The following is a 25401-nucleotide window of genomic DNA, read 5'->3' as shown; positions in this document are numbered from 1 at the left end:
TTCCAATCTGACGGAAGGTCAGATGAGCATTCGGATCGACGTGCGGGTCAGCGCAGGCCGGCGAAGAGGTCGTTCTCGGGCACGGCCGCGCCGGTGGTGTCCTGGACGCGCACGAAGGTCTCCAGGCCCATCAGCTCGCCGAACCTCTCCTTGCCCATCCGGAGGAAGAAGATGTTCTCGCCCTGGCTGGCGTGCGCGGCCAGCGCGTCGAACTTCTGACCGCTGAACGCGGTGGTGTCCACCCACGTGGTGATCTCGTCGTCGGGGAGGCCGATCTCGGCGAGCGCGGCGGTCTCGGCGGGATCCGGCTCCGGCATGTCCTCGCCGAACTCCCGCATGATCGTGCCGAACCGCTCCATCGCCGAGCGCGGCATCGTCGTCCAGTACACCTTCGGCGTCATCTCGGTCATCTCGAGCGCCGCCATCGTGATGCGGTGGGCCTGGATGTGGTCGGGGTGCCCGTAGAAGCCGTTCTCGTCATAGGTGACGACCACATCGGGCCGGTAGTGCCGCATGAGGGCCGCGAGGCGGGCGGCGCCTTCCTCCACGGGCATCTTCCAGAAGGATCCGGGGGCGTCGTTGCTCGACCAGCCCATCATCCCGGAGTCGGCGTAGTCCAGCATCTCCAGATCACTGATCTTCAGGACCTCGCAGCTCGCCTCCAGTTCCTGTCGGCGCATCAGGGCGACGGCCGCCGGATCGTGCCCGGGATCACCGGGCTTGACGCCCCCGGGCCCGTCCCCGCATCCGCCGTCGGTACACGTCACGAGAACCGTGCGGATGCCCTCCGCCGCGTACCGCGCGAGGACCCCTCCGGTTCCGGTGGCCTCGTCGTCGGGGTGGGCGTGCACTGCCATGAGCGTCAAGGGCCGGTCGGTCATTGGGAAGTCCTCCTACAAAGACACGGGTGGGTGCGGGGTGCGCGGAACCCAGGTCGATTCAACGCTGCCGGCCGGACCTGCTGTTCCCCTCGCGGGCCGTTCGGACCGCGAGGGTGGCCCCTCCGGGGGACGGGACGGCTGCGGATAGCGTGCGGGCATGGCGATGACAACCAAGCGGCGGGTCCTGTACCGGCAGGGCAGCGAGTTCTGGCGGATGACGGTGAAGTGGGCCCTGGTCTTCGGGGCCGTGTACCTGCTGGACGGCGGCCTGATCCGCTCGTGGAGCGACGCCGTGACCTGGCCGATGATCGGCGTCCTGCTGTGGGCGCCGTTGGGGATCGGTGTCGTCTGGTACCCGAAGAAGGACCAGCAGGTCACGCTCACGACGCAGGAGCTGCGCGTGCGGCGCAAGCGGATGCCCATGGACAAGGTGAACCTGCTGCACGTGGCCCGGTTGTGGCTGGAGGGGCGCTCGACCGCGGACGACCAGCCGGTGCTGGAGTGGCCGCGGTCCGACCGGGGGGTGTGGGTGCCGCTCCTGGACGGCCGGGCGTTCGGCGTGGAGTTCCGCGACCCGGCCGCGTTCGCCAAGGTCTTCGGCGCCTTCGCGGTGGAAGCGTGCGGCGGGCCGGACGTCGTCCGCGCGAGGGCCTCGGCGGAGACGTACCCGGAGCCGCGCCCGATGCGGGTCCGCTCCACCGCCGGCAACGGATCCTGGGGAGACCTCCTGGACATCTTCGACTGACCGCCGGAACCCAGCCGACGTCGTAGGTCAGCCGCCGGGCACCGCGGTGAGCGCCGCCTTGGCGACCTCCTTGGCCTTGGCCTCGCAGCCCTGCTGTTGCGCCAGGCCGACCCAGACGACGAGGTTGCCCTGCCGGACGGCGAGTTCGCAGGTCCACTCCTGATACGAGGCCCCCCAGTAGGCCCCGTCACCGAACCCGAGGCCGTTCGCCCTCCTCCCCCGGGCCGCATCCGCCGCGAAGCCGGTCTGCTGGAGCTTGGCGTTGGCGATATCGCTGCCGCCCCGCTTGACGTCCCACCGGACCAGCGCATTCCGTCGCTTCGCGGGCTGGAACTCGTACCAGGAGCACATCGTGTGAGCCTGCTTGGCGTCCGCGCTGTGGAAGTCGTCCGTCGTCTCCCGCCCCGTCAGCAGGATCCTCTGGGTGGCTTCCGGGCAGGCCGGTACATCGGCGTACGCGGCGGGATCGGCGGTCGCCTCCCGGTCCAGGGCGTACGCACCCACGCCGATGCCGGTCGCGACGAGCAACCCGGCGGCCAGCAGGGCCATGGTCCGCTGCCGGATGCGCGGGGCCGGGCGCGGCGGGGCGGTGGGCCGGGGCGGGACGACGGGCGGGGCCGGCTTCGTGACCTCGTCGGCGGGCTCGGGCCGGACCTCGGGATCGGGGTCGGGCTCGGGCTCCCGCTCCCGCTCCGGCTCCGGCTCCGGCGGTGCCGCGACCGCATCCACCGGTTCGCCCGCGAACAGCCGGTCGATGTCGGCCCGCTGCTGGGCCAGCATCCGGTACACGGCGGGCGGCCACTGCCGGCCCGCCGGAGCGACCGGCCCGAGGAGTTCGAGGAGCTGCGCCGGGGTCGGCCGGGCGGCCGGGTCCTTGGCCAGGCAGCGCTCCACGATCCCGCGCAGCCCGGCGGGCACGGCGCTCAGGTCGGGTACGGAGTGCACGACGTCGTAGAGCGTCTGGAGGGTCGAGGTCCCGGCGAAGGGGCTGTTGCCCGTCACCGCCATGACCAGTACGGAACCGAGCGAGAACACGTCGCTGGCCGAGGTCAGCGGCTTGCTCTCGGCCTGCTCGGGCGACATGAAGGCGGGCGAGCCGATCACCCAGCCCGTGCGCGTCAGCCCGGTCTCGCCGTCGGTCTCGCCCTCGGTCGCACGGGCGATCCCGAGGTCGATGACGCGCACCCCGTCCTCGGTGAGGAGCACGTTGTCGGGCTTGAGGTCCCGGTGGATCAGCCCCGCCCGGTGGATCTCCGCCAGGGCCGAGGCCAGCCCGGCGGCGAGCCGGTGCACGACGGCCCCGTCCAGCACCCCGTCCGTCTTCACCACGGCACCCAACGAGGGCCCGGCCACGAACACCGAGGCCAGCCAGGGCGTCGGCGCGTCCGGGTCGGCGTCCATCACGGCCGCCGTATAGGCCCCGGAGACCTTGCGCGAGGCGGCTACCTCACGCCGGAACCGGGCCCGGAAGCCCGCATCGTCGGCGAAGTGCGCGAGCACCTGTTTGACGGCCACGAGCCGCCCATCGGGCCCCGCACACAGCAGCACCCGCCCCATACCGCCCTGCCCCAGCACACCGGCCACCGCGAACGGCCCCACGTGCGTCGGACCGGCCGGTCCCACGTGCTCCATTTCCCCCCGACTCCCTCCCCCTCGACAGGGGGCGGATCATACCGAGACGGACCTCACGAACGCCGCGAACGCCGAGGGGCGGACGGTGAAAACGGGCCCCTCCGGGTCCTTGGAGTCCCGGACGGCGACGAGGCAGGGCTGAGCGGCGATCTCGACACACTCGCCGCCGGTGTCACTGCTGTACGAGGACTTGAGCCAGCCGGTGTCACCGAGCGGCGCGCACTCGACGCAGTCGCCACCAGTGGTCCCGCTGTACGAAGACTTACGCCACTGCGCGCCCGTCAGGTTCCGGATGGTGTCCATAACGCTCCTCCATTACGCGGGCGATCCGTGCCGCCGAGCCCTCCAGGGACAGGGCGGCTGCCTGCAAATGATCGTATCGGAGCGAACCCTCCCTGAGAGCTTGCGGATTGGCCGTCATATGGCCCTGCACGAAGTCCTCGGTATAGACGATGTCGGGGTCGTCCTCGAACCGCAGAAGGTTGAACGTCCCATCCAGCCCCACATGGGCACCCGCCTCGAACGGCAGGATCTGCACCATCACCCACTCCCTCCTCTGCAGGGCCAACAAATGGGCGAGCTGGTTCCGCATGACCTCGCGCCCACCGACCTCCTGGTGCAGCACGGCCTCGCTCATCACCACCCACATCAATGGCGGGTCTTCGCGGTCGAGGATCCGCTGCCGCTCCATCCGGGCGGCCACCTTCGCGTCGAGGTCCCCCTCGGTCCGCACCCCGAGCACGGCCCGCGCGTAGGCGGGTGTCTGGAGCAGCCCGTAGACCAACTGCGCCTGGAAGGTGGAGATGTACGAGGCCCGGGCCTCCATCTCCGCGTACGGCTGGAACCACGTCGGCAGCTGGCTGCGCAGCACCAGCCCGACCAGTCGCGAGAACACCCCGCCGGTGCCCAGCGCCGCGTCCACCCGCTCGGAGAAGTCCCGGGTCGGGACGCGCTTCGTCGTCTCGATCTGGCCGATCAGTGACCCCGTACAGAAGATGATCTCGCCCAACTGCGCCTGCTTCAGGCCCGCCTGCTCCCGCAGGCGCCGCAGTTCGTAGCCGTAGTAGTCCAGCGGTGAGGCACTGGGATCGAGCTCTCGGATCTTGACCATGAGGTGGTCACCCCCAAGTTCACGCTGTGCGTTCGGCGTTCGTTTCGCCCTGTCGCCGAGCGTAATCAGACCGGTGCGCTCCGATGGCCCGAATGGGGCAAGCGGTCACGGTCGGTCGGAATGCGACGCACCCCACCCCGGCCGTAGCGTCCTACCAGCGGGTAAGGCACCATGGGCCGCCACACACGATCACCGCCGGAGGAACCATGGCCACCCCCAAGCCGGAGACCATCGCCGCCTTCGAGGCCGCCAAGGGGTTCATGCCCGTACGGGAGGGTCTCGCCCTGTACGAGGCGGCCGCGGCGGCCGGGTCGCTCGGGCTGCCGCTGCTGGAGGTCGGTACGTACTGCGGCCGCTCCACCATCCTGCTCGCCGACGCGGCCCGCGAGGCCGGCGTGGCCGCGATCACCGTCGACCACCACCGGGGCAGCGAGGAGCAGCAGCCGGGCTGGGAGTACCACGACCCGACGGTCGTGGACCCGGAGATCGGGCTGATGGACACGCTGCCGACCTTCCGCCGGACCCTGCACCGGGCTGGGCTGGAGGACCACGTGATCGCGATCGTGGGCCGCTCCCCGCAGGTGGCGGCCACCTGGGGCGGCGAGCTGGGCTTCGTCTTCATCGACGGCGGCCACACCGACGAGCACGCGACCGGCGACTACGAGGGCTGGGCCCCGCACGTCGCGGTGGGTGGCACGCTCGTCATCCACGACGTCTTCCCGGACCCGGCCGACGGTGGCCAGGCCCCGTACCGGATCTACCTGCGGGCCCTCGCCTCCGGTGCCTTCGAAGAGGTCTCGGTCACCGACTCGCTGCGCGTGCTGCGCCGCACGGGCGCGGGCATCTGAGCCGACGAACGGCGGACCGACAATCACACCACGCCCCCGGACGGCCTACGGTCCGGACGGGCGCGGGACGCCGGGTCTAGCATCGCCGCGTGCGCAATGACGACAGCCCCCCGCCCCCCGAGTCCGGCTCCTCCGTCAACCCGGACCGGCCCTGGTTCACCCGACGCTCGACGCTCGTCGTCGGGGTGGCCGCGCTCGCGCCGGCCGCTCTGGCGGGCTGGGTCCTGACCCAGGCCTTCGCCGGGTCCGGTTCCGACGGGGCCCCCTCGGCGCCGCAGCCCGCCTCCCACTCGGCCCTTTCGCCGGGCCAGCGGGACGCGAAGCCCGGCTCCACCCCGAGCGAGAGCGCGAGTACGAGCCCCAGTGCCAGTACGAGCACTCCGGCGGCCGCGCCCGCCCCCGCCAAGGGCCCGCTCACCGGCAAGACCGTGGTCGTCGACCCCGGGCACAACGTCGGCAACTTCCAGCACACCGACGAGATCGACCAGCAGGTCGACATCGGCACGGCCCGCAAGGAGTGCGACACCACCGGCACCACGACGAACGCCGGCTACAAGGAGGCGGACTTCACCCTCGACGTCTCCCGGCGCCTGCGGACCGCACTGGAGGCCCAGGGCGCCAAGGTGGTCCTCACCCACCAGGCCGACCGCCCGTGGGGCCCCTGCATCACCGAGCGCGCCCGCATCGGCAACGAGGCGAAGGCCGACGCCGTCGTCTCCGTCCACGCGGACGGGGTCTCGGCGGGCAACCGCGGCTTCCACGTCATCCTTCCCGCCAAGGTCAAGGGCGGCGCCGCAGACACCTCGAAGATCGTCGGACCGTCCCGGGAACTCGGCGAGCGGATCGCCGGGAACTTCGCCCGCACCACCGGTTCCGCCCCCGCCAACTACCTCGGCAGCGGCACCGGCTTGGTCGTCCGCGACGATCTGGGCGGACTGAACCTGTCAACTCAGCCCAAGGTGTTCATCGAATGCGGCAACATGCGTGACGCCAAGGACGCGGCGCAACTGACGAGTCCGGAGTGGCGGCAGAAGGCGGCCCAGGGCATCGCGGACGGCATCGTCGGCTTCCTCGGCGGGTAGTCCCTCTCGGGGAGCCCGGCGGGACCACCCGCCGACCCGATCATCTCGGCCGCCGGAAAGCTCCGTACCATGGTGCCGCCCGCCCCGCTCCAGGCACGCTCTGCGACCGCGGCACCACGAGACGACCGAGAACGAGAAGGACACCTGAGACGTGAACATCCGCTCCCTCACTCGAGGCGACGGCGTGGTGATCGGAGCAGCGGCGCTGCTGTTCATCGCCTCGTTCCTCGATTTCTACTCCGCGACCAACAGCGACCTGCCGAGCGCGTGGGACACCGACTCCTACCACCTGGTGCTCCCCAGCGTCTTCCTGATCGGCTTCGTCGCCGTCGGCCTGCTGATCGCGGCCCGCTTCCAGCCGGAGAGCCGCAAGGTCCTCGGCCTGCCGCTGTCGGCGTGGGGCACCGTGCTCGCCGTCTCGGCCGCCTGGTCGGCGCTGTGGTCGCTGATCACCTGCCCGGCCCTGCTCGACCTGGGCGCGGGCTCCATCCTCGCCTTCCTCGCGACGCTGGCCCTGGCCGGCGTGGCCCTGTTCGGCGCCAAGGTCCCGGCGCTGGCCGGCCAGCTCGTACCGGACCCGAAGCCGGCCGCCGTCCCGCCGTACGGCGGGCAGCCGGGCCAGCCCCAGCCGGGCGCCGGGTACGGCTACCCGGGCGCGCAGCAGACCCCGTACGGTTCCACCCCGCAGCCGGTCCCGCCGTACGGCGGCAGCCCGAACCCGGGTCCCGGTCCGCAGGACTCGCAGCAGACCCCGGCCCCGGCCCCGGCGGCGGAATTCACGCCGTTCTGGTTCGCGGTGCCGGTGGCCCGCCCGCTCTACGGGGAGGACGGCTCGCCGTCGCCGATCGCCGAGCTCGCGCCCGGCACCTGGTACCTGGCCGTCGAGCAGCGTGGCGCGGCCACCCTGATCGCCCAGACCCAGGACGGACGCCGCGGCGTCCTGAACGACACCTCGGGCATCCAGCGCGGCTGACCGCGCCCCGGACCCGGCCGACGGCCCCCCGCCCTTCCGGGCGGGGGGCCGTTGCCCTACAGTCACCTGACGCCTCGTCAGATTCTGAAGGGACCGCAGATGCGCCTCGGACTCGCACTCGGCTACTGGGGCCGCGGCCCCAGTCCCGCCCACCTCGACCTCGCCACCGAGGCCGAGAACCTCGGCTACCACTCGGTGTGGACCGCCGAGGCCTGGGGCTCGGACGCCTTCACCCCGCTGACCTGGATCGCCGCGCACACCTCGCGGATCCGCCTGGGCACCGCCATCGCCCAGATGGCCGCCCGCACCCCGACCGCCACCGCCATGCACGCCCTGACCCTGGACCACCTCTCCGGCGGCCGGATGATGCTCGGCCTCGGCCTGTCCGGGCCGCAGGTGGTCGAGGGCTGGTACGGGCGTCCCTTCCCCTCCAGCCCGCTCACCGCCACCCGCGAGTACGTGGACGTCATCCGCCAGGTACTGCGCCGCGAAGCCCCCGTCGCCCTGGACGGCCGCTTCCACAGCCACCCCTACCGCGGCGCCGACGGCACCGGCATCGGCAAACCGCTCAAGCCCATCACCCACCCGCTCCGCGCGGACCTGCCGGTCCTCCTCGGCGCGGAGGGCCCCAAGAACATCGCCCAGACCACCCGCATCGCGGACGGCTGGCTGCCCCTGTACTGGTCACCGACCCGCACCGACGTCTACCGGGCCTCCCTCACCGACCTCCCCGACGGCTTCATGATCGCGCCGATGGCCCGCGCCAAGGTCTGCGACGACGTCGCGGAAGGACTGCTGCCGGTCAAGGCCATGCTCGGCTTCTACATCGGCGGCATGGGCCACGCGGCCCGCAACTTCCACGCCGACCTGATGGCCCGCATGGGCTACGAGGAGGAGGCCCGGCGCATCCAGGAGCTGTTCCTCGCGGGCCGCAAGGAGGAGGCGGTCCTGTCCGTACCCGACGCGTTCGCCGACGAGATCTCCCTCATCGGCCCCCGCGAACGGATCGCAGAACGCCTCGACCTCTGGCGCAAGGGCCCGGTGACCGACCTCCTCCTCACCGCCCCGGACCCGCACACACTGCGCGTCCTCGCGGAACTCAACAGCTAGAACCGGGCCGGTCCCGCCATCGCCGTGCAGCCGCCCTTCGGATGGACGGCACAGAGGTAAAGGCTCGCATTGTAGGCAGTGCCCTGGTAATGCACGGGAATGGTCCCGGCACCGCAAATCTTTCCGGCATCGTGCACGGCGCTCGGGAAGCCGAATACGAACTCCGCGACTTCCACCCGATAACAGCCGGAGCCGGTGTTGGTCAGCGTCCCGTCGACGGTGAGCTCGTGCGAGAGCGTGTAGCCGTCGTTCCGGGTGACGGTGGTCCAGTGACTGGTCCCGGAGCCGCTCGCCGTCTGCAACCCCAACGACCAGGGCAGAGGCGGGGTGGTGGTCACGGTGTCGGCGGCGGCGGCCGGCGCGAAGCCGATGGCACCGGCCGTGAGAGCGGCGACGGCGACCGCGAGCGTACGCATGCGCATGGATTCTCCTGGAGCGTCGGAATGGATTCTGGCGCCACCATCGTGGGGCGAGAACCCGACGTCTCCATGAATCCCGGCACACCCACCCGAATTCACGGGAGAATTCGACGTCCTGTCACCGGGACGCCGAAAAGCCTGCTATCTACGGGGCGTCCACCTGCGGTACGGAAGCCAGCAGTTCACGGACGTCCAGCGGCATGACGGCGATCTCGATGCCGCTGCCGTCGCCGTAGGTGCAGGTCACGATCCGCGAGCCGGGGTTGATGACGATCCCCTCCTTCACGGAGGGCACCCGCACCCCGGTCGCCCGCGCACCGGGCAGGTCCACGGCCTCCCCGCGCTCCGGCACCCACCGGGCCGCGCCGTCCTCGGCGGACAGCCGCCCGGCCCGCCACCGGCCCTCGCCGGCCGGAACCCGCGCCATGCACGGGATCCCGGGGACGGCCCCGGCGAGCCTCTGCCGATGCCAGTGCCGCAGCAGCCACCCGGCCCCGACGGCGCCGAGCCCGACCACCACGATCTCGATCACCCACCCATTGAACCAGTCCCGAGTGCGGCCTTCTCTCCCGAGTGCGGCCTTCTCTCCCGAGTGCGGCTCGGTGGCCGCGCCTCAAACGCCGGCGGGGCTGGGTGGTGCCGCCCGGGCGGGGCCGGAACAGGGGGTGGGGGCGCGGCGCCGCCGGGGGGTGTCTCCTCGGCTTGCGGAGGACGCGGTACCGCGCTGCCGGACGGGGGTGGATCCGCGTCGCCTGCGGGGACACCCCCCACCGTCGCCACACCCCCACCCCGGCGGATCACCCCGCCCGACCATCGAAGGGGCCGTGGGGCGGGGACACTCCGGGGGCTCCCCGCAGGCGACGCGGATCCACCCCCGAATCCCATTCCGGCCCGGCCGCGCTCCGCAAGCCGAGGAGAGCCCCCGGAGGGGCACCGCCCCACCCGAAGCCAAACCCAGCCCCGCCGGCGTTTGAGGCGCGGCCACCGGCCCGCACCCGGAAAAACAACCCCCACCGCCCGGCCAGGGCACAGGAAGCCCCCGGGCCACCCCCCGGGACGGGCACCGCCCCACCCGAAGCCAAACCCAGCCCCGCCGGCGATTGAGGCGCGGCCACCGGGCCGCACCCGGGAAAACAACCCGCACCGCCCGGCCAGGGCAGACGCGGGTCCCGGGCCACACCCCCGGGGAGGGGTCAGCCGCCGAGTTGGGACGCGCTCGGGACCTTGTCCGTCACGGTCGCACCCGCGGACTGCCCGGCTTCCTTCACGCTGTTGATGACGCTGTCGAAGGCGTCGATGTCGCCGTCCCCCGCCTGCCCCTTGCGCAGCTTGCTGCCGAGGCCCTTGAGGGACTCGATGCCTGCCGCGAGCGGGGCCACCGCCTTCGCCAGCAGCGGGTCGCCCTTCGCGTTCTGGGTCGCCGCCTTCAGCCGGTTGTACGCGAAGGCGCCCGCGAGCCCCGCCTTGATCAGTGCGAAGGTGCGCCCCTTGGCGCCCTTCTTGAACTTGCCCGCGCGGTACGGCTTCACGATCCACTGGTACGTCGCACCGGCGGCCAGGCTCGCGTTGGCGACGAAGCGGGTCTTGGCGAACTTCTGCTTCTCGGCGGACGTGCTGGGCGACGGCGTCACCGCGGCCAGTTCGTCGGCTTCGGCGGCGACGGGCTCCGCCGCCGCGAGGGCGGCCAGCTCCCCCATCGACGCGGCGGAGAGCTCCTCGCGCGGGCCGCTGCCCCCGCTTCCGCATGCGGTGGCGCCGACCATCAGCGCGGTGGACAGGACCACCGCCGCAACGGCGCGACGAAATCGGACGGTCGTGGGTACGGACACGGTTTCCCTCCGGGGACTGAGGCGTCCTCCGCAGCCTCACCCCGGCCCTCCGGGGCCGCCACCCGGGGAACCCGTTCGGGTTTACGACACGCCGACGCGGCAACACGGGCCGTATGAGCACTCACACACGAGCACGCACCCGAGGGAGCAGTCAGGCAGGACGTGCCGTCGCACTTGTGGCGGACGTGCTCGCCTTCGTGATCGCACTTTGGATCCTGCTCTACTTCCTCGACGCCAACCAGGGCAACTCCCTGGTCGACCTCATCCATGACGTGGCCTCCTGGCTCGCGACCTGGTCCTACGACCTGTTCACTTTCAGCCGTGAATGGGTCCAGGTCGTGGTCGGCTACGGCATAGCCGCCGTCACCTACCTCCTCGTCGGCCACGCCATCGCCGGCTGGCTCTACCGCCGCTGACCGGCCGGCGGCATCACCCGCAGCAGTCCGGTTCCAGCCCGGCCGGGAGCGAGGTACCGCCGAACACTTCGGTGGTGGCCTCGTCCCCGCCGAGTGCCGCGACGGCCAGCAGCAGGGACCCGGCGGTCCAGGTGGTCTGCTCGACCGGCCAGATGGCGTCGTCCTGGAACACGTAGCCCGTCCAGTACATGCCGTTGTCCGCACGCAGGTGGCCGATCGAGCGGAGGATCTCCAGCGCCCGGTCGGACTCCCCTGTCGCCCACAGTGCGAGCGCCAGCTCGCAGGACTCGCCGCCGGTCACCCACGGGTTGGGCAGGACGCAGCGCACGCCCAGGTCCGGGACCACGAATTCGTCCCAGCGCCCGTCGATGCGCGCCTTGGCCTCGGAGCCGGTCAGGGCTCCGCCGAGGACGGGGTAGTACCAGTCCATCGAGTAGTGGTTCTTGTCGAGGAAGCGCTCCGGGTGGCGCTGGATGGCGTGCCGCAGTGCGCCCGCCGCGAGCTCCCAGTCGGGCTGCGGTTCCTCACGGTGTTCGGCGATGGCGAGCGCGCAGCGCAGTGCCTGGTGGATGGAGGAGGAGCCGGTGAGGAGGGCGTCGGTGACGGCCGTGCCGTCGGCCTCCCGCTTCCAGCCGATCTCGCCGCCGGGCTGCTGGAGCGTCAGGACGCATTCCACGGCCGCGTAGACGGCCGGCCACATGCGGTCGAGGAAGGTGTCGTCGCCGGTGGAGAGGTAGTGGTGCCACACGCCGACGGCTATGTAGGCGGTGAAGTTGCTCTCGCGGCTCGGGTCCTGCGGCTCCGTGGTGTCCACGCCGTCCGGCCGGTCGGCGTAGGCCGCGTACCAGGAGCCGTCCTGGTTCTGGTGCCGTGCCAGCCATGTGTAGGCCCGGTCCGCGGCTTCGTGTTCACCGGCCGCGTCGAGGGCCATGGCGGCCTCGGTGTGGTCCCACGGGTCCAGGTGGTGTCCGCGGAACCACGGTATGGCGCCGTCGGCGCGCTGTGCGGCGAGGATGCCGGCCACCGTCTCGGCGGCCTGTTCGGCCGTCAGTACGCCGTCCAGGACGAGGTGTTCGGTGCGCCCGGGCGTGCTCACTGGGTGGCGCCGACGGGAAGGTGGGGCTTGGTGGCGTATGCCACGAAGCTCTTGCCGATGAGCGGGTTCAGGGCCTGCTCGGCGAGCCGCGTGGCCATCGGCTTCTTCATGATGTCCCAGACCAGGAGCTTGTGGTACGCCTTGACGGGCAGCGCCTTGTCGTTGTCGACGCCGAAGGCGCACTTGAGCCACCAGTACGGGGAGTGCAGGCCGTGCGCGTGGTGCGTGCCGTACGGCTTGAGGCCTGCGGCCCTCATCTTGCCGAGCAGTTCGTCCGCCTTGTAGATGCGGATGTGGCCGCCCTCGACCTCGTGGTAGGCGTCGGAGAGCGCCCAGCAGATCTTCTCGGGGCCGTAGCGCGGCACGGTGATGGCGATGCGCCCGCCGGGCTTGAGCACGCGGACCATCTCGGCGAGCACGCCCTTGTCGTCGGGGATGTGCTCCATCACCTCGGAGATGATGACGACGTCGAAGGAGTCGTCGGGGAAGGGCAGGGCGAGTGCGTCGCCCTCCATGGCGGTGGCGGTGGCTCCGACGGGGGCCTCACCGGCTTCCTTCATGGCGGCGAACCACTTGGCGACCTCGCGGATCTCCTCGCCGTTGCGGTCGACGGCGACCACCTGGGCGCCTCTCCGGTAGCACTCGAAGGCGTGCCGGCCTGCGCCGCAGCCCAGGTCGAGTACGCGGTCGCCTGCGGCGAGCGGGAACCGGGAGAAATCGACGGTCAGCACGGGGTCCTGCCTTCGCGGTCGCGGGGGTGTTCGGGGATGGGGAGAAGCGGGGGGGGGGGAGCGGAAGGTCAGCGCGCCCTGCGGGTGCGGCCGGCGGCGGTCTGCTCGATGGCGGCGCGGTAGTGCGCGACGGTGCCCTTGGCGGCTGCGGCCCAGGTGAACCGGGTCAGGACCCGTTCGCGCCCGGCGGCGCCGAGGCGGGCCCGCAGTTCGGGGTCGCCGAGCATCCGGCCCAGTGCGGCGGCCAGCGCGCCCGCGTCGCCCGGGGGCACCGCGAGGCAGGTCTCGCCGTCGGTTCCGGCGACCTCGGGGATCGCGCCGCCGGTGGTGGCGACGAGCGGGGTGCCGGTGGCCATGGCTTCGGCCGCGGGGAGCGAGAAGCCTTCGTAGAGGGAGGGCACGCAGGCGATCTGCGCGCTGCGGACGAGGTCGACGAGTTCGGCGTCGGTGATGCCCTTGACGAAGCGGACGGCGTCCTGGAGGCCGTACGTCTCGATGGCGCGGGCGACCGGGCCCTGTTCGGCGCGCTTGCCGACGACGACGAGGTGGGCCTCGGGCCGTTCGGTGCGCAGCTTCGCGAGGGCTTCGACGAGGTGGACGAGCCCCTTGAGCGGTACGTCGGCGCTGGAGGTGGTGACGATGCGGCCGGGTACTTCGGCCACGGACGGGTCCGGCGACCAGAGGTCGGTGTCGGCGCCGATGTGCACGACGTGGATGCGTTCGTCCCGGACGCCGAGGTGCTGGGCGATCTCCTGCTTGGAGGAGCCGGAGACGGTGAGTACGGACGGCAGGCGGCGGGCCACGCGGCCCTGCATGCGGGTGAAGGCGTACCAGCGGCGTACGGAGGCCCGCTTCACGCGGCCGGTGGCGGCGTCGAGGTCGAGCTTGCGGTCGACGGTGATCGGGTGGTGGATCGTCGTGACCAGGGGGGCGCCGAGGTCGGCGAGGAGGCCGTAGCCGAGGGTCTGGTTGTCGTGGATGACGTCGAAGTCGCCGGCGCGCGCGGCCAGATGACGGCGGGCGCGCAGCGAGAAGGTGAGCGGCTCGGGGAAGCCGCCGGTCCACATGGTGGCGACCTCGAGGGCGTCGATCCAGTCGCGGTATTCGTCGCGCTTCGGCGTGCGGAAGGGGTCGGGGCTGCGGTACAGGTCCAGGCTCGGGAGCTCGGTGAGCGAGGCGCCCGTGTCGAGCACCGGGTAGGGCTGTGCGCCGATGACTTCGACGGAGTGCCCCAGCTGTACGAGCTCGCGCGAGAGGTGGCGGACGTAGACGCCCTGGCCGCCGCAGAACGGGTTCCCCTTATAGGTGAGGAGTGCGATACGCAGCGGGCGATCGCCGTCGGCGGCGGAACCCTCGAAAGGGCTCGTCACCATGGCCTCAGCGGTCACTCTCGGCCCCCTTCTCACTGCAACTTTCGCCGGAGCGTAACCGCTCGCATAATGTAGAACAAGTTTCAGACTTGATCCGTTGAAGACCATTGAATCTACCGGCCGGAAACCACACCGTAAGAGGCGGAGCAGGTGATTCGCGCCACGGCTCCGACGCCTGCGATGCTGGCCGCGGACCAGCCCGGATTCAGCCCGCGCAACGACACGGAACGGGACACATGACAGCGGAAGTGAAGGCCGTCACCACACCGGCGTCGCCTCCCCTGACGGAGCGCCAGGAAGCGCGCCGCCGCCGGATCCTGCACGCCAGCGCCCAGCTGGCCAGCCGGGGCGGTTTCGACGCGGTCCAGATGCGCGAGGTCGCGGAAGCGGCGGGCGTGGCGCTGGGCACGCTCTACCGCTACTTCCCTTCCAAGGTGCACCTGCTGGTCGCCACCATGCAGGACCAGCTCCAGCACATGCACACGACGCTGCGCAAACGGCCGCCGGCCGGGGACGATCCGGCGGCCCGGGTCGCGGAGACCCTGATGCGGGCCTTCCGCGCCCTCCAGCGGGAGCCGCAGCTGGCCGACGCGATGGTGCGGGCACTGACGTTCGCGGACCGCAGTGTGAGCCCCGAGGTTGACACGGTGTCCCGGCTGACCACGGCGATCATCCTGGACGCGATGGGACTGGAGCATCCCCCGACGGCGGAACAGCTCTCGGCGGTCCGCGTCATCGAGCACACCTGGCACTCGGCACTGATCACGTGGCTTTCCGGCCGTGCGTCGATCGCCCAGGTCAAGATAGACATCGAAACGGTGTGCCGCCTGATCGACCTGACGTCCCCGGAAAAGGCCTGAAGCAGCCGCTGGGGGCAGTCCGGCACGATCCGGAAGAGAGGGCCTAGCGGGCGCTGGGGCGGTGGTAGCGCACCTCGGGTACGGGGACGCCCTCGACGGGGTCGGCGCACACCGCGCCGTCGGGGCTGAAGCCGGCGCGCTCGTAGAAGGTGCGGGCGCGGGTGTTGCCCTCGAGGACCCACAGGCGCAGCGCCAGGTACGGGGCCCGGAGGAGGACCTCGTCCAGGAGGGCCCGTCCGATGCCGGTGCCGATGAGGTCCGGGCGGGCGTAGATGGCGTACAGCTCGCCCTCGCCGCGGGGGAGGTCGTCGCCGCGGGCCGGTCCGAAGCATGCCCAGCCGACGACGGCGCCGTCCGCGCTCTCGGCGACGAGGTTGGTCATTTCGCCGGACGCCTCGCTGAAGTAGCCGCGTCGTCGGGCGGCGTCGTCGGCGATGCTGAGCCCGTCGAGATAGGCCTGGGGCATCAAGCCGGCGTAGGCGTGCTGCCATCCACGGACACGCAGGGTGGAGACGGCCTCGATGTCCGCCTCGGTCATGGCACGGACGGATATCTGCGGGGCTGTGGGGGCGGTCATGCGGGCAGTCTGGCACGGCGCTCCGCGCCTCCGCACGAGGTCGGAGGGCGTGCGACGCCGGTTCGGCCCGGCGAACCGGCGCACCCGCGGCGGTGCACTGCGGCCGCCCGGGCAGGTTCGCGGCGGGCCCCGGTACCGCGCGTCCGGTACCGGGGCTCCGCCGCGCCCGTCAGTCCTCCGGCGGAAACACCGGTTCGCCCGTGGCCGCCAGGGTGATCAGGATGGCTTCGACCGGGCAGCCTTCCGCCGCCGTCAGGATCGGCTCGTTCGCGTCCGATTCGGCGGTGCGCGGGTGGGACTGGCGTGCCGAGTCCAGGACGAAGCCGTCCGGGGCGTGGTTCACGCACATGCCCGAGCCGATGCAGACCCCGCGGTCCACTTCGACCTGCCAGCGGTCACCCATCAGGCACCCGCCTCATGGCCCGCCGGGAGGTGGATCATCTTGTGCTCCAGGTACTCGCTCAGTCCCTCCGGGCCGAACTCCCGGCCCACGCCGCTGTTCTTGTAGCCGCCGAACGGGCCGAGCATGTCCAGGCTGAAGGTGTTGACGTTGAAGGTTCCGGTGCGGATCTGCCGGGCGAAGTCGATGCCGTGCTCGACGTCGCCGGTCCAGACGCTGCCGCTGAGGCCGAACTCCGAGTCGTTGGCGACCCGTACGGCCTCGGCCTCGTCCCCGTACGGGATCAGGCAGACGACCGGGCCGAAGATCTCCTCGCGTGCGATCCGCATGGAGTTGTCCACGTCGCCGAAGAGGGTGGGCTCCACGTACCAGCCGCGGTCCAGGCCCGCCGGGCGGCCGCCGCCCGACAGGACCTTCGCGCCCTCCTCCTGCCCGATCCGGATGTAGTCCAGGGAGCGTTGCTGCTGCCGCCGGGCCACGAGCGGGCCGAGTTGCGTCGCCGGGTCGAGCGGGTCGCCGACCACGAGTGCGCCGGCCGCCGCCGCGAGGGCCTCGGCCACCTCCTCGTACCGGCTGCGGGGGGCGAGGACGCGGGTCTGGGCCACGCACGCCTGGCCGTTGTTCATCCAGGCCGCGGGCACGATCCCGGCGATGGTGGCGTCGAGGTCGGCGTCGGGCAGGATCACGGCGGCGGACTTGCCGCCGAGTTCGAGGGTGACGCGGGTGAGGTTGCGGGCGGCGACCTCCATCACGCGCCGGCCGGCCGCGACCGAGCCGGTGAAGGCGACCTTGTCGATGCCGGGGTGGCCGACCAGGTACTCGCTGACCTCGCGGTCGGCGGGCAGGATCGACAGGACGCCCTCGGGGAGTCCGGCCTCCCGTGCGATGTCGGCGAGGATGTAGGAGTCCAGCGGCGCCTCGGGCGACGGCTTGAGGATCACCGCCGAGCCCGTCAGGAGCGCCGGCGCCAGCTTGGCCGCCGCGACGAACTGCGGGACGTTCCACGGGATGACGGCGGCGACCACGCCCACCGGCTCCCGCCGCACCAGGATCGGGCCGAGCACGCCCTGGCGGTACTCCTCGTACGGGTAGGCGCGGGCGACCGTGATCGCGGCGTCGTAGACCATCATCGGGCCGAGGGCCTGGGCGAGGATGCTCCAGGAGTAGGGGGAGCCGTTCTGGGAGCTGATGGACCGGGCTATCTCCTCGTGCCGGACGGCGATGGCGTCCTTGATCCGGGAGACGACGGCGATCCGCTCGTCCAGGGTCATCCGCGGCCAGGGGCCCTCGTCGAACGCCTTGCGTGCGACCGCGACGGCGCGGTCGACGTCCGCCTTCGAGGCGTGCGGGACGGAGCCGATGACCTGCTCGGTGTGGGGGGAGACGATCCGGATCGTGTCGGTGCCCAGCGGATCCGTCCACTCCCCGCCGATGAACAGTTGTCCGTGTTCCACGAGCTCGGTCATGGCTGAGGCCTCCTGCGGCTTGGCGTTCCAGAACTGATACCAGTTCTAGTTGGAGGAGTCCACGGCCAGGACGGAACAGGGAAGAAGATCGAACGGCTAGTCAGGAAGCCGGGAAAGTGGTCGACTTGGGCTACTACTGGAACGCGTTCTCATCCGAGGGCGGCAGCAGGGGAGGACGCATGACGGAGGGCACGTCACACACCGCCGGGGAAGCCCCACAGGCCACCGAGGACATGCCACAGGTCACCGAGCGCACGTCACAGCCCACCGAGGACACGCCACAGGTCACCGATCACGGCGGAGGCGTATGGGCCATCAAGGTCCCCATCCCCGACAACCCCCTCGGCCACACCCTCGTCCACGTCCTCGACACCGACCGCGGCCCGGTCCTCATCGACACCGGCTGGGACGACCCCGCCTCCTGGGACACCCTCGTCGCCGGCCTCGCCGCACTCGGCACCGCCGTCGCCGACGTCCACGGCGTCGTCATCACCCACCACCACCCCGACCACCACGGCCTCTCCGGCCAGGTCCGCAAGGCCTCCGGCGCCTGGATCGCCATGCACGCCGCCGACACCGAGGTCGTCGTACGCACCCGCGCCTCCGAGCCCGGCGTGTGGTTCGACTACATGAGCGACAAGCTCGCCGCCGCCGGAGCCCCCGAGGAGCACATCGCCCCGCTGCGCGCCGCCCGCGCGAGCGGCCGCATGCGGACCCTGCCCGGCCTGCGCGCCGCCGTCCCCGACCGGGAGATCGTCCCCGCCGAACTCCTCCCCCTCGCCGGACGCCGGCTGCGCGCGATCTGGACCCCCGGCCACACCCCCGGCCACGTCTGCCTGCACCTGGAGGAACAGCATCCGGCGAACCTCCCCGGCAACGGGCGCCTCTTCTCCGGGGACCACCTGCTGCCCGGCATCTCCCCGCACATCGGCCTGTACGAGGCCCCGGAGGACACCCGCGTCACCGACCCCCTCGGCGACTACCTCGACTCCCTCGAACGCATCGGCCGGCTCGGGCCCGCCGAGGTGCTCCCCGCCCACCAGCACGCCTTCACCGACGCACCCGCCCGCGTACGGGAGCTCCTCGACCACCACGAGGAACGCCTCGCCGGGCTCCGCGCACTGCTGGCCGAGCCGCTGACCCCGTGGGGCCTGGCCGAGCGGATGGAGTGGAACCGGCCCTGGGAGCAGATCCCGTACGGCTCCCGCAATATCGCCGTCTCGGAAGCGGAGGCCCATCTGCGCCGACTGGTGAAGCAGGGTCACGCCGAGGCGATGCCGGGCACCGACCCGGTGACGTACCGGGCCCTGTAAGGGGCGCCCGGCCCCTGCGCCCCGGAGCCCGCCGGTTACGGGCCGGTAGAGTGAACCCGTCGTCCACACCTCTGTACGGGGGGAAGCCGGTGCAATTCCGGCGCTGACCCGCAACCGTGACCCACCCCGGCACCGCCCGGGCGGGGAGCCGGAATGCCCCGTACCGAAGGTGCACGGCTCGTGCCGCCGGAGCCCCGGCGGCCGGCACCGTCGAGGTAAACGGAGCCGGAGCCCGGTGCCTGTGCGTGCCTGCTGCCGGTTCCCCCGTACGAGAGGCACCCGCCCCCCCCATGAACGTCCGCCGCAGCGCTGCCGCGCTCGCCGCCTCCGCCGTGCTCTGCGTGGGCGCCGCCCCCGCAGCCCTCGCCGACACCGCGCCGCCCGCCTCTCCCTCCGCGCCGCCGGCCATCCCCTCCGGTCTCTACGGCAAGAACGACCCCACCTACGACGGCGTGTGGCGGCAGTCGTTCGCGCTGCTCGCCCAGCACACGGTCGGCATCAAGCCCTCCGTCAAGGCCATGGTCTGGCTGGCCGCCCAGCAGTGCGACAACGGCGGCTTCGCCTCCTTCCGCCCGAACGCCGCCCTGCCGTGCGACGCGCAGACGATGTACGACACGAACGCCACCGCGGCCGCCGTGCAGGCGCTGAAGGCGCTCGGCGGCCAGGACGCGGCCGTCAAGAAGAGCGTGGACTGGCTGAAGTCCGTCCAGAACGAGGACGGCGGCTGGAGCTACGTCCCCGGCTCCCCCAGCGACGCCAACTCCACGGCCGTGGTGATCAGCGCACTGGCCGCGGCGGGCGAGAAGCCGGCCGAGGTCAGGTCGAAGGCGGGCAAGTCGGCGTACGAGGGCCTGCTCCCCTTCCAGCTGGGCTGCACCGCCGAGCCGGCCGCCGACCGCGGCGCGTTCGCCTACCAGCCGGCCGACGGCAAGCTCGTCGCCAACGCCGACGCCACGGCCGCCGCGGTCCTGGCCGGCCTCGGCAAGGGTGCGGCCGTCGTCCCCGCCGCCGAGAACACCCCCGCCGCCCCGCTGGCCTGCCCGGCCGCGAACGCCGCCGACCCGGTGGCCGCCGCCCAGGGCGCCGCCGGCCACCTGGCCGAGGCCCTCAAGAAGGACGGCCACCTCACGGCCGTCACCCCGGGCGCGGACCAGCCCGCCCCGGACACCGGCAACACCGCCGACGCCGTGATCGCCCTGGCCGCCGCCGGGCACAAGGAGTCGGCCGCGGGCGCACTGGAGTGGCTGAAGGCCAACTCCGCCGAGTGGTCGAAGGGCAGCCCGGCGGCCCTGGGCACGCTGGTGCTGGCCGCGCACGCGACCGGAACCGACCCTAAGTCCTTCGGCGGCACCGACCTGGTGGCCGCGCTCAACGCGACCGGCCCGGCCCCGCAGGGCGCGGACACCGAGGCGACCACCGTGGACAGCGAGAAGGACGAGCCGTCCGGCGGCCAGAACGTCTGGTGGATCGTCGGCGCCGGCGCCGCGGCGGGTATCGGCATCGGCATCCTGCTGAGCGGCCGCCGGAAGAAGAACCAGTCCTGATGCGCCGCCGCCTGCCCGCCGTGGCCCTCGCCCTCGGGATCGCCCTGGCCCTGCTGGCCGCCGCTCCGGCCCTGGCGGCCGGCTACCGCTACTGGTCGTTCTGGGACGGGGCGGGCGGCCGGTGGACTTACGCCACGCAGGGCCCGTCGCTGGCGCGCCCGGCGGACGGCGCCGTCCAGGGCTTCCGGTTCTCGGTGAGCCGGGACGCGGCGGAGCAGGCGGCCCAGCCGCGCACGGCGGCCGACTTCGAGGCCGTCTGCGGGGCCACCGCCGCGGTGGAGGGCCGCAAGCGGGTGGCGCTCGTCATCGACTTCGGCGTCCCGGCCGACGCCCCGGGCGGCGACACCCCGCCCGAGGCCGCCCCGCGCACGGCCTGCGCGCAGGTGGCTCCGGACGCCACGGCGGCCGAGGCGCTGGCCGCGGTCGCCAAGCCGCTGCGCTACAACAGCGCGGCGCTGCTGTGCGCGATCTCCGGCTACCCGAAGCAGGGCTGCGGCGACCAGGTCGCCGACGGCGCGGCGCAGTCCGCGACCCCGGCTCCGGCGCAGTCCGCCGCTCCGAAGTCGGGCGGGGGCCCGTCCGCGGGTCTGCTCGCGGGCATCGCCGCGGTGGCCGCCCTGGCCGCGGCCGCCGTCTGGCAGTCCCGCCGCCGCACCCGATGACGGGCCCCGCCGCCGAGGCGCACCCCGGCAACGACGCCGAACCGCCCACCCCGCCCACCGGCACCCCCCGAACCGCTCCCGCCGCCGATGCCCGTGCCGGCGATGACGCCACGCCGACCACCCGGGATACCCGCACCACGGCCACGAACACCGGACGCCGGGCCGCGCCTCCCGCCGCCGGGGCGCCCCGCACCACGCCCACGGGCGCCGGAACCCGCCGGGCATGGCCGCAGGCCCACCGCGAGGCCGCGGCGCAGGTCCCACCGCACCGGTCGACGTACGAAAGGTGGAGGCCCCCGCAGGCCGGTCGGGCCACCGCCCTGCACGCGGGGGCCTGGTGGCTGTGGGCCCTCGGCCTCGCCACCGCCGCCTCCCGCACGACCAACCCGCTCCTCCTCGGGCTGGTCATCGGCGTCGCCGGGTACGTGGTCGCGGTGCGCCGCACCGATGCGCCCTGGGCCCGTTCCTACGGCGCCTTCCTCAAGCTCGGCCTCTTCGTCATCGGCCTGCGCCTGGTCTTCTCCATGCTGCTCGGCTCCCCCCTCCCCGGCTCGCACCTCCTGTTCACCCTCCCGGAGATCCCGCTCCCGGCCTGGGCCCAGGGCATCCGCTTCGGCGGCCGCGTCACCGCCGAGCAGCTCGTCTTCGCCTTCTACGACGGCCTGAAGCTGGCCACCCTCCTGGTGTGCGTCGGCGCCGCGAACGCCCTCGCCAATCCGGCGCGGCTGCTGAAGTCCCTCCCGGCCGCCCTGTACGAGGCCGGGGTCGCCGTCGTCGTCGCCATGACCTTCGCGCCGAACATGGTCGCCGACGTCGTGCGCCTGCGGACCGCCCGGCGGCTGCGCGGCCGCCCCACCGGCGGGGTGAAGGCGATCCTCCAGATCGGCCTGCCGGTCCTGGAGGGCGCCCTGGAGCGTTCCGTGGCCATCGCCGCCTCGATGGACGCGCGCGGCTACGGCCGCACGGCCGAGGTTCCGCCCGCGGTCCGGCACACCACCAACGCCCTCACCCTCGGCGGCCTCCTCGGCATGTGCGCGGGCACGTACGGCCTGCTCGCCGCGCAGGGCGCCGCGTACGGGCTCCCCGTGCTCGGCGCCGGAGCCGCCCTGGCCGTCGCCGGCCTGCGGCTGGGCGGCCGCCGTTCGGTGCGCACCCGCTACCGGCCGGACCGCTGGGGTCCGCGCGCCTGGCTGGTCGCCGGTTCGGGCGCGGCCGTCGCCGCCCTGCTGATCCGCGCCGGTTCCGTCGACCCGGCGGCTCTGCACCCGGGCGTGGTCCCGCTCGCGGCCCCCACGCTCCCGCTGTGGCCGGCGGCCGCGATCCTGATCGGCCTGCTGCCCGCCTTCGTGGCACCCGTTCCGCCCAAGGAGGCGTCGTAGTGATCCGCTTCGAGCAGGTGTCGGTCACGTACGAAGGCGCGGCCGGCCCGTCCCTGCGGGACGTCGACCTGGAGATCCCCGAGGGGGAGTTGACGCTGCTGGTCGGCCCGTCGGGCGTCGGCAAGTCCACCCTGCTGGGGGCGGTCTCCGGGCTGGTCCCGCACTTCACGGGCGGCACCCTGCGCGGCCGGGTCACGGTCGCCGGCCGCGACACCCGCACCCACAAGCCGCGCGAACTCGCGGACGTGGTCGGCACGGTCGGCCAGGACCCGCTCGCGCACTTCGTGACGGACACGGTGGAGGACGAACTCGCCTACGGCATGGAGTCCCTGGGCCTGCCGCCTGCGGTGATGCGCCGCCGGGTGGAGGAGACCCTGGACCTGCTGGGCCTGAACGAGCTTCGCGACCGGCCGATCGCGACGCTGTCCGGCGGCCAGCAGCAGCGGGTCGCGATCGGCTCGGTCCTCACCCCGCACCCCAAGGTGCTGGTGCTGGACGAGCCGACGTCCGCGCTCGACCCGGCGGCGGCGGAGGAGGTCCTCGCGGTCCTCCAGCGCCTCGTCCACGACCTGGGGACGACCGTGCTGATGGCGGAGCACCGCCTGGAGCGGGTCGTCCAGTACGCCGACCGGGTCCTGCTCCTGCCCTCGCCGGGCGCGGCCCCGGTCATCGGCGGCCCGGCGGAGATCATGGCCGTCTCCCCGGTCCACCCGCCGGTGGTCGCCCTGGGCCGCCTCGCGGGCTGGTCCCCGCTCCCCCTCTCGATCCGCGACGCCCGCCGCCGCTCGGCCCCCCTCCTGACCCGCCTGTCGCCTGCGGCGAGCCCGGCCCCGTCGAACCCCTCGGGCCGCCTGTCGCCTGCGGCGAGCCCTGCGGCCGGACCCGCCCGCCCCGCCGCTTCGCAGGGCTCCGCCCCGGATCCCGCGCCCCGTACGCCGGCGGAGCTGCATCTTCCAGCCTCGCCGGCGTTTGAGGCGCGGGGGTTCGGGGGCGGAGCCCCCGTTGCCGGAGCCCCCGGGCTGCTCGCACGGCTGCTCCGCCGCGGCCGGCCGACCCCCGACACCGCTCGCGACACCGCTCCCGCGCCCGGTCCCGGGGACAGCCCCGCCGAGGTCCACCGGGTCACCGTCCGCCGCGGCCGCGTACAGGCCCTGCACGAGGTCACCCTCACCGTCGCTCCCGGCGAAACCGTCGCCCTCATGGGCCGCAACGGCGCCGGCAAGTCGACCCTCCTGTCCACCCTCGTCGGTACGGTCGCCCCCACCACCGGCGAGGTGACCGTCGGCGGCCGCACCCCCCACCGCACGCCCCCGCCCGAGATGGTGCGCCGCGTCGGCCTCGTCCCGCAGGAGCCCCGCGACCTCCTCTACGCCGACACGGTCGCCGCCGAGTGCGCCGCCGCGGACTCCGACGCCGCCGCGGCCCCCGGCACCTGCCGCGCTCTCGTCTCCGCGCTGCTTCCGGACGTGCCCGACGACATCCATCCGCGCGATCTCTCCGAGGGCCAGCGCCTGGCCCTCGCCCTGGCGCTGGTCCTCACCGGCCGCCCCGCCCTGCTGCTCCTCGACGAGCCGACCCGCGGCCTGGACTACGCCGCCAAGGTCCGCCTGATCGAGATCCTGCGCGGCCTGGCCGCCGAGGGCCATGCCATCGTCCTGGCCACCCACGACGTGGAACTCGCCGCCGAGCTGGCCCACCGCGTGGTGATCCTGGCCGGCGGCGAGGTCGTCGCGGACGGTCCGACCGCGGAGGTCGTCGTCTCCTCCCCCGCTTTCGCCCCGCAGGTGGCGAAAATCCTGGCCCCGGGCCACTGGCTCACCGTGACCCAGGTCGCCGAGGCCCTCGAGGCGGCGGAAGCCCGATGAACCGCCCCGTCCGTATCGGCCCCCGCGCCGCCGTCGCCCTGGTCCTCGTCACCCTCATCGGCATCGCGGCCTTCGGCTGGCCGCTGCTCGCCGACCGCCAGTCGGGCCTCTCGCACTCCCAGGACGCCCCCTGGCTCTTCGCCGCGCTCCTCCCGCTCCTGGTGGCGGTCGTCGTGGCGACCGTCGCCGACAACGGCATGGACGCCAAGGCGGTGGCGATGCTCGGTGTGCTGGCCGCCGTCGGGGCGGCGCTGAGACCGCTGGGCGCGGGCACGGCCGGGCTGGAGCCGATGTTCTTCCTGCTGGTGCTCAGCGGGCGGGTGCTCGGCCCCGGTTTCGGTTTCGTGCTGGGCTCGGTGACGATGTTCGCCTCCGCCCTGCTGACGGGCGGGGTCGGTCCGTGGATGCCGTTCCAGATGCTGGCCATGGGCTGGTTCGCGCTGGGGGCGGGGCTGCTGCCGGGCGCGGAGCGGATCCGGGGGCGGGCGGAGCTGCTGATGCTGGCGGCGTACGGCTTCGCGGGCTCGTTCGCGTACGGCACGGTCATGAATCTGCAGGGCTGGGTCATCCTGCAGGGCATGGGACAGGGCATCTCCTTCCGTCCGGGGGATCCGGTGGGCGCGAATCTGGCGCGGTTCGTCGCGTACTGCCTGGCGACGTCGGTGGGCTGGGACCTGGGCCGGGCCGTGCTGACGGTCGTACTGACGCTCACGCTCGGTGCCACCCTGCTGAAGGCGCTGCGCCGGGCGACCCGCAAAGCTGCCTTCGACGCCCCCGTCTCCTTCGATCCGGGGGTCGAGACGGCGTACGAGCCGACCCCTCAAAGGCAGTCGAACGCACACACAATCGGACATACGGGTGACAGCGGAGGGTGACATCCGGGGCCTCCGCCGGTGACCCGCCCCATAGGACCCACGTCACATACGAGCCCGGCTAGTAGCCCCCGGGCCCAACTCCCCCCGGGGATCGGCGTCGGCGGCCGGCCCCCTGCTGCGAGGACCGCTAGTAAGAGCGACCTTTGCCAGGCCGTCGGGGCGTCTGTAGAACTGGATGAGTCGCCGGGCGGCACGGGTGCTTCACCCGCCGCCTGCG

The 25401-nt window shown here is 72.9% G+C and carries 26 protein-coding genes and 1 riboswitch; of the genes, 13 read left to right on the top strand and 13 right to left on the bottom strand.

The annotated features are described in order from the left end of the window. Nucleotides 1–47 precede the first annotated feature (47 nt). On the bottom strand, nt 48–881 hold the full coding sequence (locus tag B6R96_RS24490; protein WP_081523643.1) for a PIG-L family deacetylase: 834 nt from the start codon (nt 879–881) through the stop codon (nt 48–50). Between the two features lie 157 nt (nt 882–1038). Here B6R96_RS24490 and B6R96_RS24485 point away from each other — a divergent pair, with 157 nt between their 5' ends. Further along, nucleotides 1039–1626 (top strand): hypothetical protein, encoded by a 588-nt coding sequence (locus B6R96_RS24485; RefSeq protein WP_081523642.1) that lies wholly within the window; start codon nt 1039–1041, stop codon nt 1624–1626. A 27-nt stretch (nt 1627–1653) separates the two neighbouring features. On the opposite strand, the gene B6R96_RS24480 is transcribed toward B6R96_RS24485, so the two are convergent. From B6R96_RS24480 to B6R96_RS24470, 3 genes are read right to left on the bottom strand one after another with little or no spacing between them, the layout of a single operon-like run. Further along, complete coding sequence (locus tag B6R96_RS24480) at nt 1654–3258, bottom strand: serine/threonine-protein kinase (protein ID WP_081523641.1); 1605 nt, start codon at nt 3256–3258, stop codon at nt 1654–1656. Between the two features lie 36 nt (nt 3259–3294). Beyond that, the gene (locus B6R96_RS24475) at nt 3295–3561 is read right to left on the bottom strand and encodes a DUF397 domain-containing protein (RefSeq protein ID WP_081525235.1); all 267 of its coding nucleotides are present in this window, start codon (nt 3559–3561) and stop codon (nt 3295–3297) included. Further along, nucleotides 3521–4369, bottom strand: a complete 849-nt coding sequence (locus B6R96_RS24470; protein WP_081523640.1) for a helix-turn-helix domain-containing protein — start codon at nt 4367–4369, stop codon at nt 3521–3523. Before B6R96_RS24470 ends, B6R96_RS24475 begins: the two co-directional genes overlap by 41 nt. Before the next feature lie 206 nt (nt 4370–4575). On the opposite strand from B6R96_RS24470, the gene B6R96_RS24465 reads away from it, so the two are divergent. The 4 genes from B6R96_RS24465 (at nt 4576) to B6R96_RS24450 (ending at nt 8382) form a co-directional block, all read left to right on the top strand. Continuing rightward, nucleotides 4576–5217: a class I SAM-dependent methyltransferase gene (locus B6R96_RS24465; protein WP_081523639.1), complete on the top strand. Its 642-nt coding sequence runs from the start codon at nt 4576–4578 to the stop codon at nt 5215–5217. An 89-nt stretch (nt 5218–5306) separates the two neighbouring features. Then, nucleotides 5307–6299 carry an N-acetylmuramoyl-L-alanine amidase gene (locus B6R96_RS24460; RefSeq protein ID WP_030390021.1) on the top strand — a complete coding sequence of 331 codons (993 nt, stop codon included), beginning with the start codon at nt 5307–5309 and terminating at the stop codon, nt 6297–6299. A 151-nt stretch (nt 6300–6450) separates the two neighbouring features. Beyond that, nucleotides 6451–7272: a hypothetical protein gene (locus B6R96_RS24455; RefSeq protein WP_081523638.1), complete on the top strand. Its 822-nt coding sequence runs from the start codon at nt 6451–6453 to the stop codon at nt 7270–7272. 99 nt (nt 7273–7371) lie between these two features. Next, nucleotides 7372–8382: an LLM class F420-dependent oxidoreductase gene (locus B6R96_RS24450; protein WP_081523637.1), complete on the top strand. Its 1011-nt coding sequence runs from the start codon at nt 7372–7374 to the stop codon at nt 8380–8382. Here B6R96_RS24450 and B6R96_RS24445 read toward each other — a convergent pair. The 3 genes from B6R96_RS24445 to B6R96_RS24435 form a co-directional block, all read right to left on the bottom strand. Beyond that, on the bottom strand, nt 8379–8804 hold the full coding sequence (locus B6R96_RS24445) for a hypothetical protein (protein WP_081523636.1): 426 nt from the start codon (nt 8802–8804) through the stop codon (nt 8379–8381). The two genes, B6R96_RS24450 and B6R96_RS24445, sit on opposite strands and share 4 nt — an antisense overlap. Before the next feature lie 142 nt (nt 8805–8946). Then, nucleotides 8947–9333, bottom strand: a complete 387-nt coding sequence (locus tag B6R96_RS24440; protein ID WP_081523635.1) for a hypothetical protein — start codon at nt 9331–9333, stop codon at nt 8947–8949. A gap of 661 nt (nt 9334–9994) precedes the next feature. Continuing rightward, nucleotides 9995–10564 (bottom strand): hypothetical protein, encoded by a 570-nt coding sequence (locus tag B6R96_RS24435; RefSeq protein ID WP_081525234.1) that lies wholly within the window; start codon nt 10562–10564, stop codon nt 9995–9997. 179 nt (nt 10565–10743) lie between these two features. Here B6R96_RS24435 and B6R96_RS24430 point away from each other — a divergent pair, with 179 nt between their 5' ends. Further along, nucleotides 10744–11046, top strand: coding sequence for a hypothetical protein (locus B6R96_RS24430; RefSeq protein WP_078626792.1), 303 nt, complete (start codon nt 10744–10746; stop codon nt 11044–11046). 13 nt (nt 11047–11059) lie between these two features. On the opposite strand, the gene B6R96_RS24425 is transcribed toward B6R96_RS24430, so the two are convergent. The 3 genes from B6R96_RS24425 to B6R96_RS24415 all read right to left on the bottom strand — a co-directional run bounded on the left by B6R96_RS24425 (nt 11060) and on the right by B6R96_RS24415 (nt 14261). Further along, nucleotides 11060–12142: a prenyltransferase gene (locus B6R96_RS24425; protein WP_081523634.1), complete on the bottom strand. Its 1083-nt coding sequence runs from the start codon at nt 12140–12142 to the stop codon at nt 11060–11062. After that, nucleotides 12139–12873 carry a class I SAM-dependent methyltransferase gene (locus B6R96_RS24420; protein ID WP_030390849.1) on the bottom strand — a complete coding sequence of 245 codons (735 nt, stop codon included), beginning with the start codon at nt 12871–12873 and terminating at the stop codon, nt 12139–12141. The genes B6R96_RS24425 and B6R96_RS24420 overlap by 4 nt, the downstream gene beginning before the upstream one ends. A 68-nt stretch (nt 12874–12941) precedes the next feature. Continuing rightward, nucleotides 12942–14261 (bottom strand): glycosyltransferase family 4 protein, encoded by a 1320-nt coding sequence (locus tag B6R96_RS24415; RefSeq protein ID WP_053705282.1) that lies wholly within the window; start codon nt 14259–14261, stop codon nt 12942–12944. 218 nt (nt 14262–14479) lie between these two features. Here B6R96_RS24415 and B6R96_RS24410 point away from each other — a divergent pair, with 218 nt between their 5' ends. Further along, nucleotides 14480–15103, top strand: coding sequence for a TetR family transcriptional regulator (locus B6R96_RS24410; RefSeq protein WP_030390847.1), 624 nt, complete (start codon nt 14480–14482; stop codon nt 15101–15103). A gap of 43 nt (nt 15104–15146) precedes the next feature. Here the strand turns inward: B6R96_RS24410 and B6R96_RS24405 are convergent, their stop codons facing one another. From B6R96_RS24405 to B6R96_RS24395, 3 genes are all read right to left on the bottom strand, one after another. Further along, nucleotides 15147–15680, bottom strand: a complete 534-nt coding sequence (locus B6R96_RS24405; protein WP_237291505.1) for a GNAT family N-acetyltransferase — start codon at nt 15678–15680, stop codon at nt 15147–15149. A gap of 169 nt (nt 15681–15849) precedes the next feature. Next, on the bottom strand, nt 15850–16083 hold the full coding sequence (locus B6R96_RS24400) for a ferredoxin (protein WP_030390845.1): 234 nt from the start codon (nt 16081–16083) through the stop codon (nt 15850–15852). Further along, nucleotides 16083–17546, bottom strand: coding sequence for an aldehyde dehydrogenase (locus B6R96_RS24395; RefSeq protein ID WP_081523632.1), 1464 nt, complete (start codon nt 17544–17546; stop codon nt 16083–16085). Before B6R96_RS24395 ends, B6R96_RS24400 begins: the two co-directional genes overlap by 1 nt. A 233-nt stretch (nt 17547–17779) precedes the next feature. Between B6R96_RS24395 and B6R96_RS24390 the strand changes: the two genes are divergently transcribed. The 6 genes from B6R96_RS24390 (at nt 17780) to B6R96_RS24365 (ending at nt 25184) form a co-directional block, all read left to right on the top strand. Further along, nucleotides 17780–18859, top strand: coding sequence for an MBL fold metallo-hydrolase (locus B6R96_RS24390; protein ID WP_081525233.1), 1080 nt, complete (start codon nt 17780–17782; stop codon nt 18857–18859). An 81-nt stretch (nt 18860–18940) separates the two neighbouring features. After that, a riboswitch (cobalamin riboswitch) is annotated at nt 18941–19009 on the top strand. A gap of 140 nt (nt 19010–19149) precedes the next feature. Next, nucleotides 19150–20403 carry a prenyltransferase/squalene oxidase repeat-containing protein gene (locus tag B6R96_RS24385; RefSeq protein WP_081523631.1) on the top strand — a complete coding sequence of 418 codons (1254 nt, stop codon included), beginning with the start codon at nt 19150–19152 and terminating at the stop codon, nt 20401–20403. Then, a complete protein-coding gene (locus B6R96_RS24380; protein ID WP_081523630.1) occupies nt 20403–21065 on the top strand; it encodes an SCO2322 family protein in 663 nt (220 codons plus the stop codon). Before B6R96_RS24385 ends, B6R96_RS24380 begins: the two co-directional genes overlap by 1 nt. After that, nucleotides 21062–22444: an energy-coupling factor transporter transmembrane component T gene (locus B6R96_RS24375; RefSeq protein WP_384821276.1), complete on the top strand. Its 1383-nt coding sequence runs from the start codon at nt 21062–21064 to the stop codon at nt 22442–22444. The genes B6R96_RS24380 and B6R96_RS24375 overlap by 4 nt, the downstream gene beginning before the upstream one ends. Next, entirely contained in the window at nt 22444–24309 is a 1866-nt protein-coding gene (locus B6R96_RS24370; RefSeq protein WP_081523629.1) for an ABC transporter ATP-binding protein, read from the top strand. Before B6R96_RS24375 ends, B6R96_RS24370 begins: the two co-directional genes overlap by 1 nt. Continuing rightward, the gene (locus B6R96_RS24365) at nt 24306–25184 is read left to right on the top strand and encodes an ECF transporter S component (protein WP_081523628.1); all 879 of its coding nucleotides are present in this window, start codon (nt 24306–24308) and stop codon (nt 25182–25184) included. The genes B6R96_RS24370 and B6R96_RS24365 overlap by 4 nt, the downstream gene beginning before the upstream one ends. Nucleotides 25185–25401 lie beyond the last annotated feature (217 nt).

Source organism: Streptomyces sp. Sge12, from assembly GCF_002080455.1.
GTDB lineage: Bacteria > Actinomycetota > Actinomycetes > Streptomycetales > Streptomycetaceae > Streptomyces.
The sequence above is the reverse complement of the archived record's forward strand: the minus strand, read 5'-3'. Positions and strand labels throughout refer to the sequence as shown.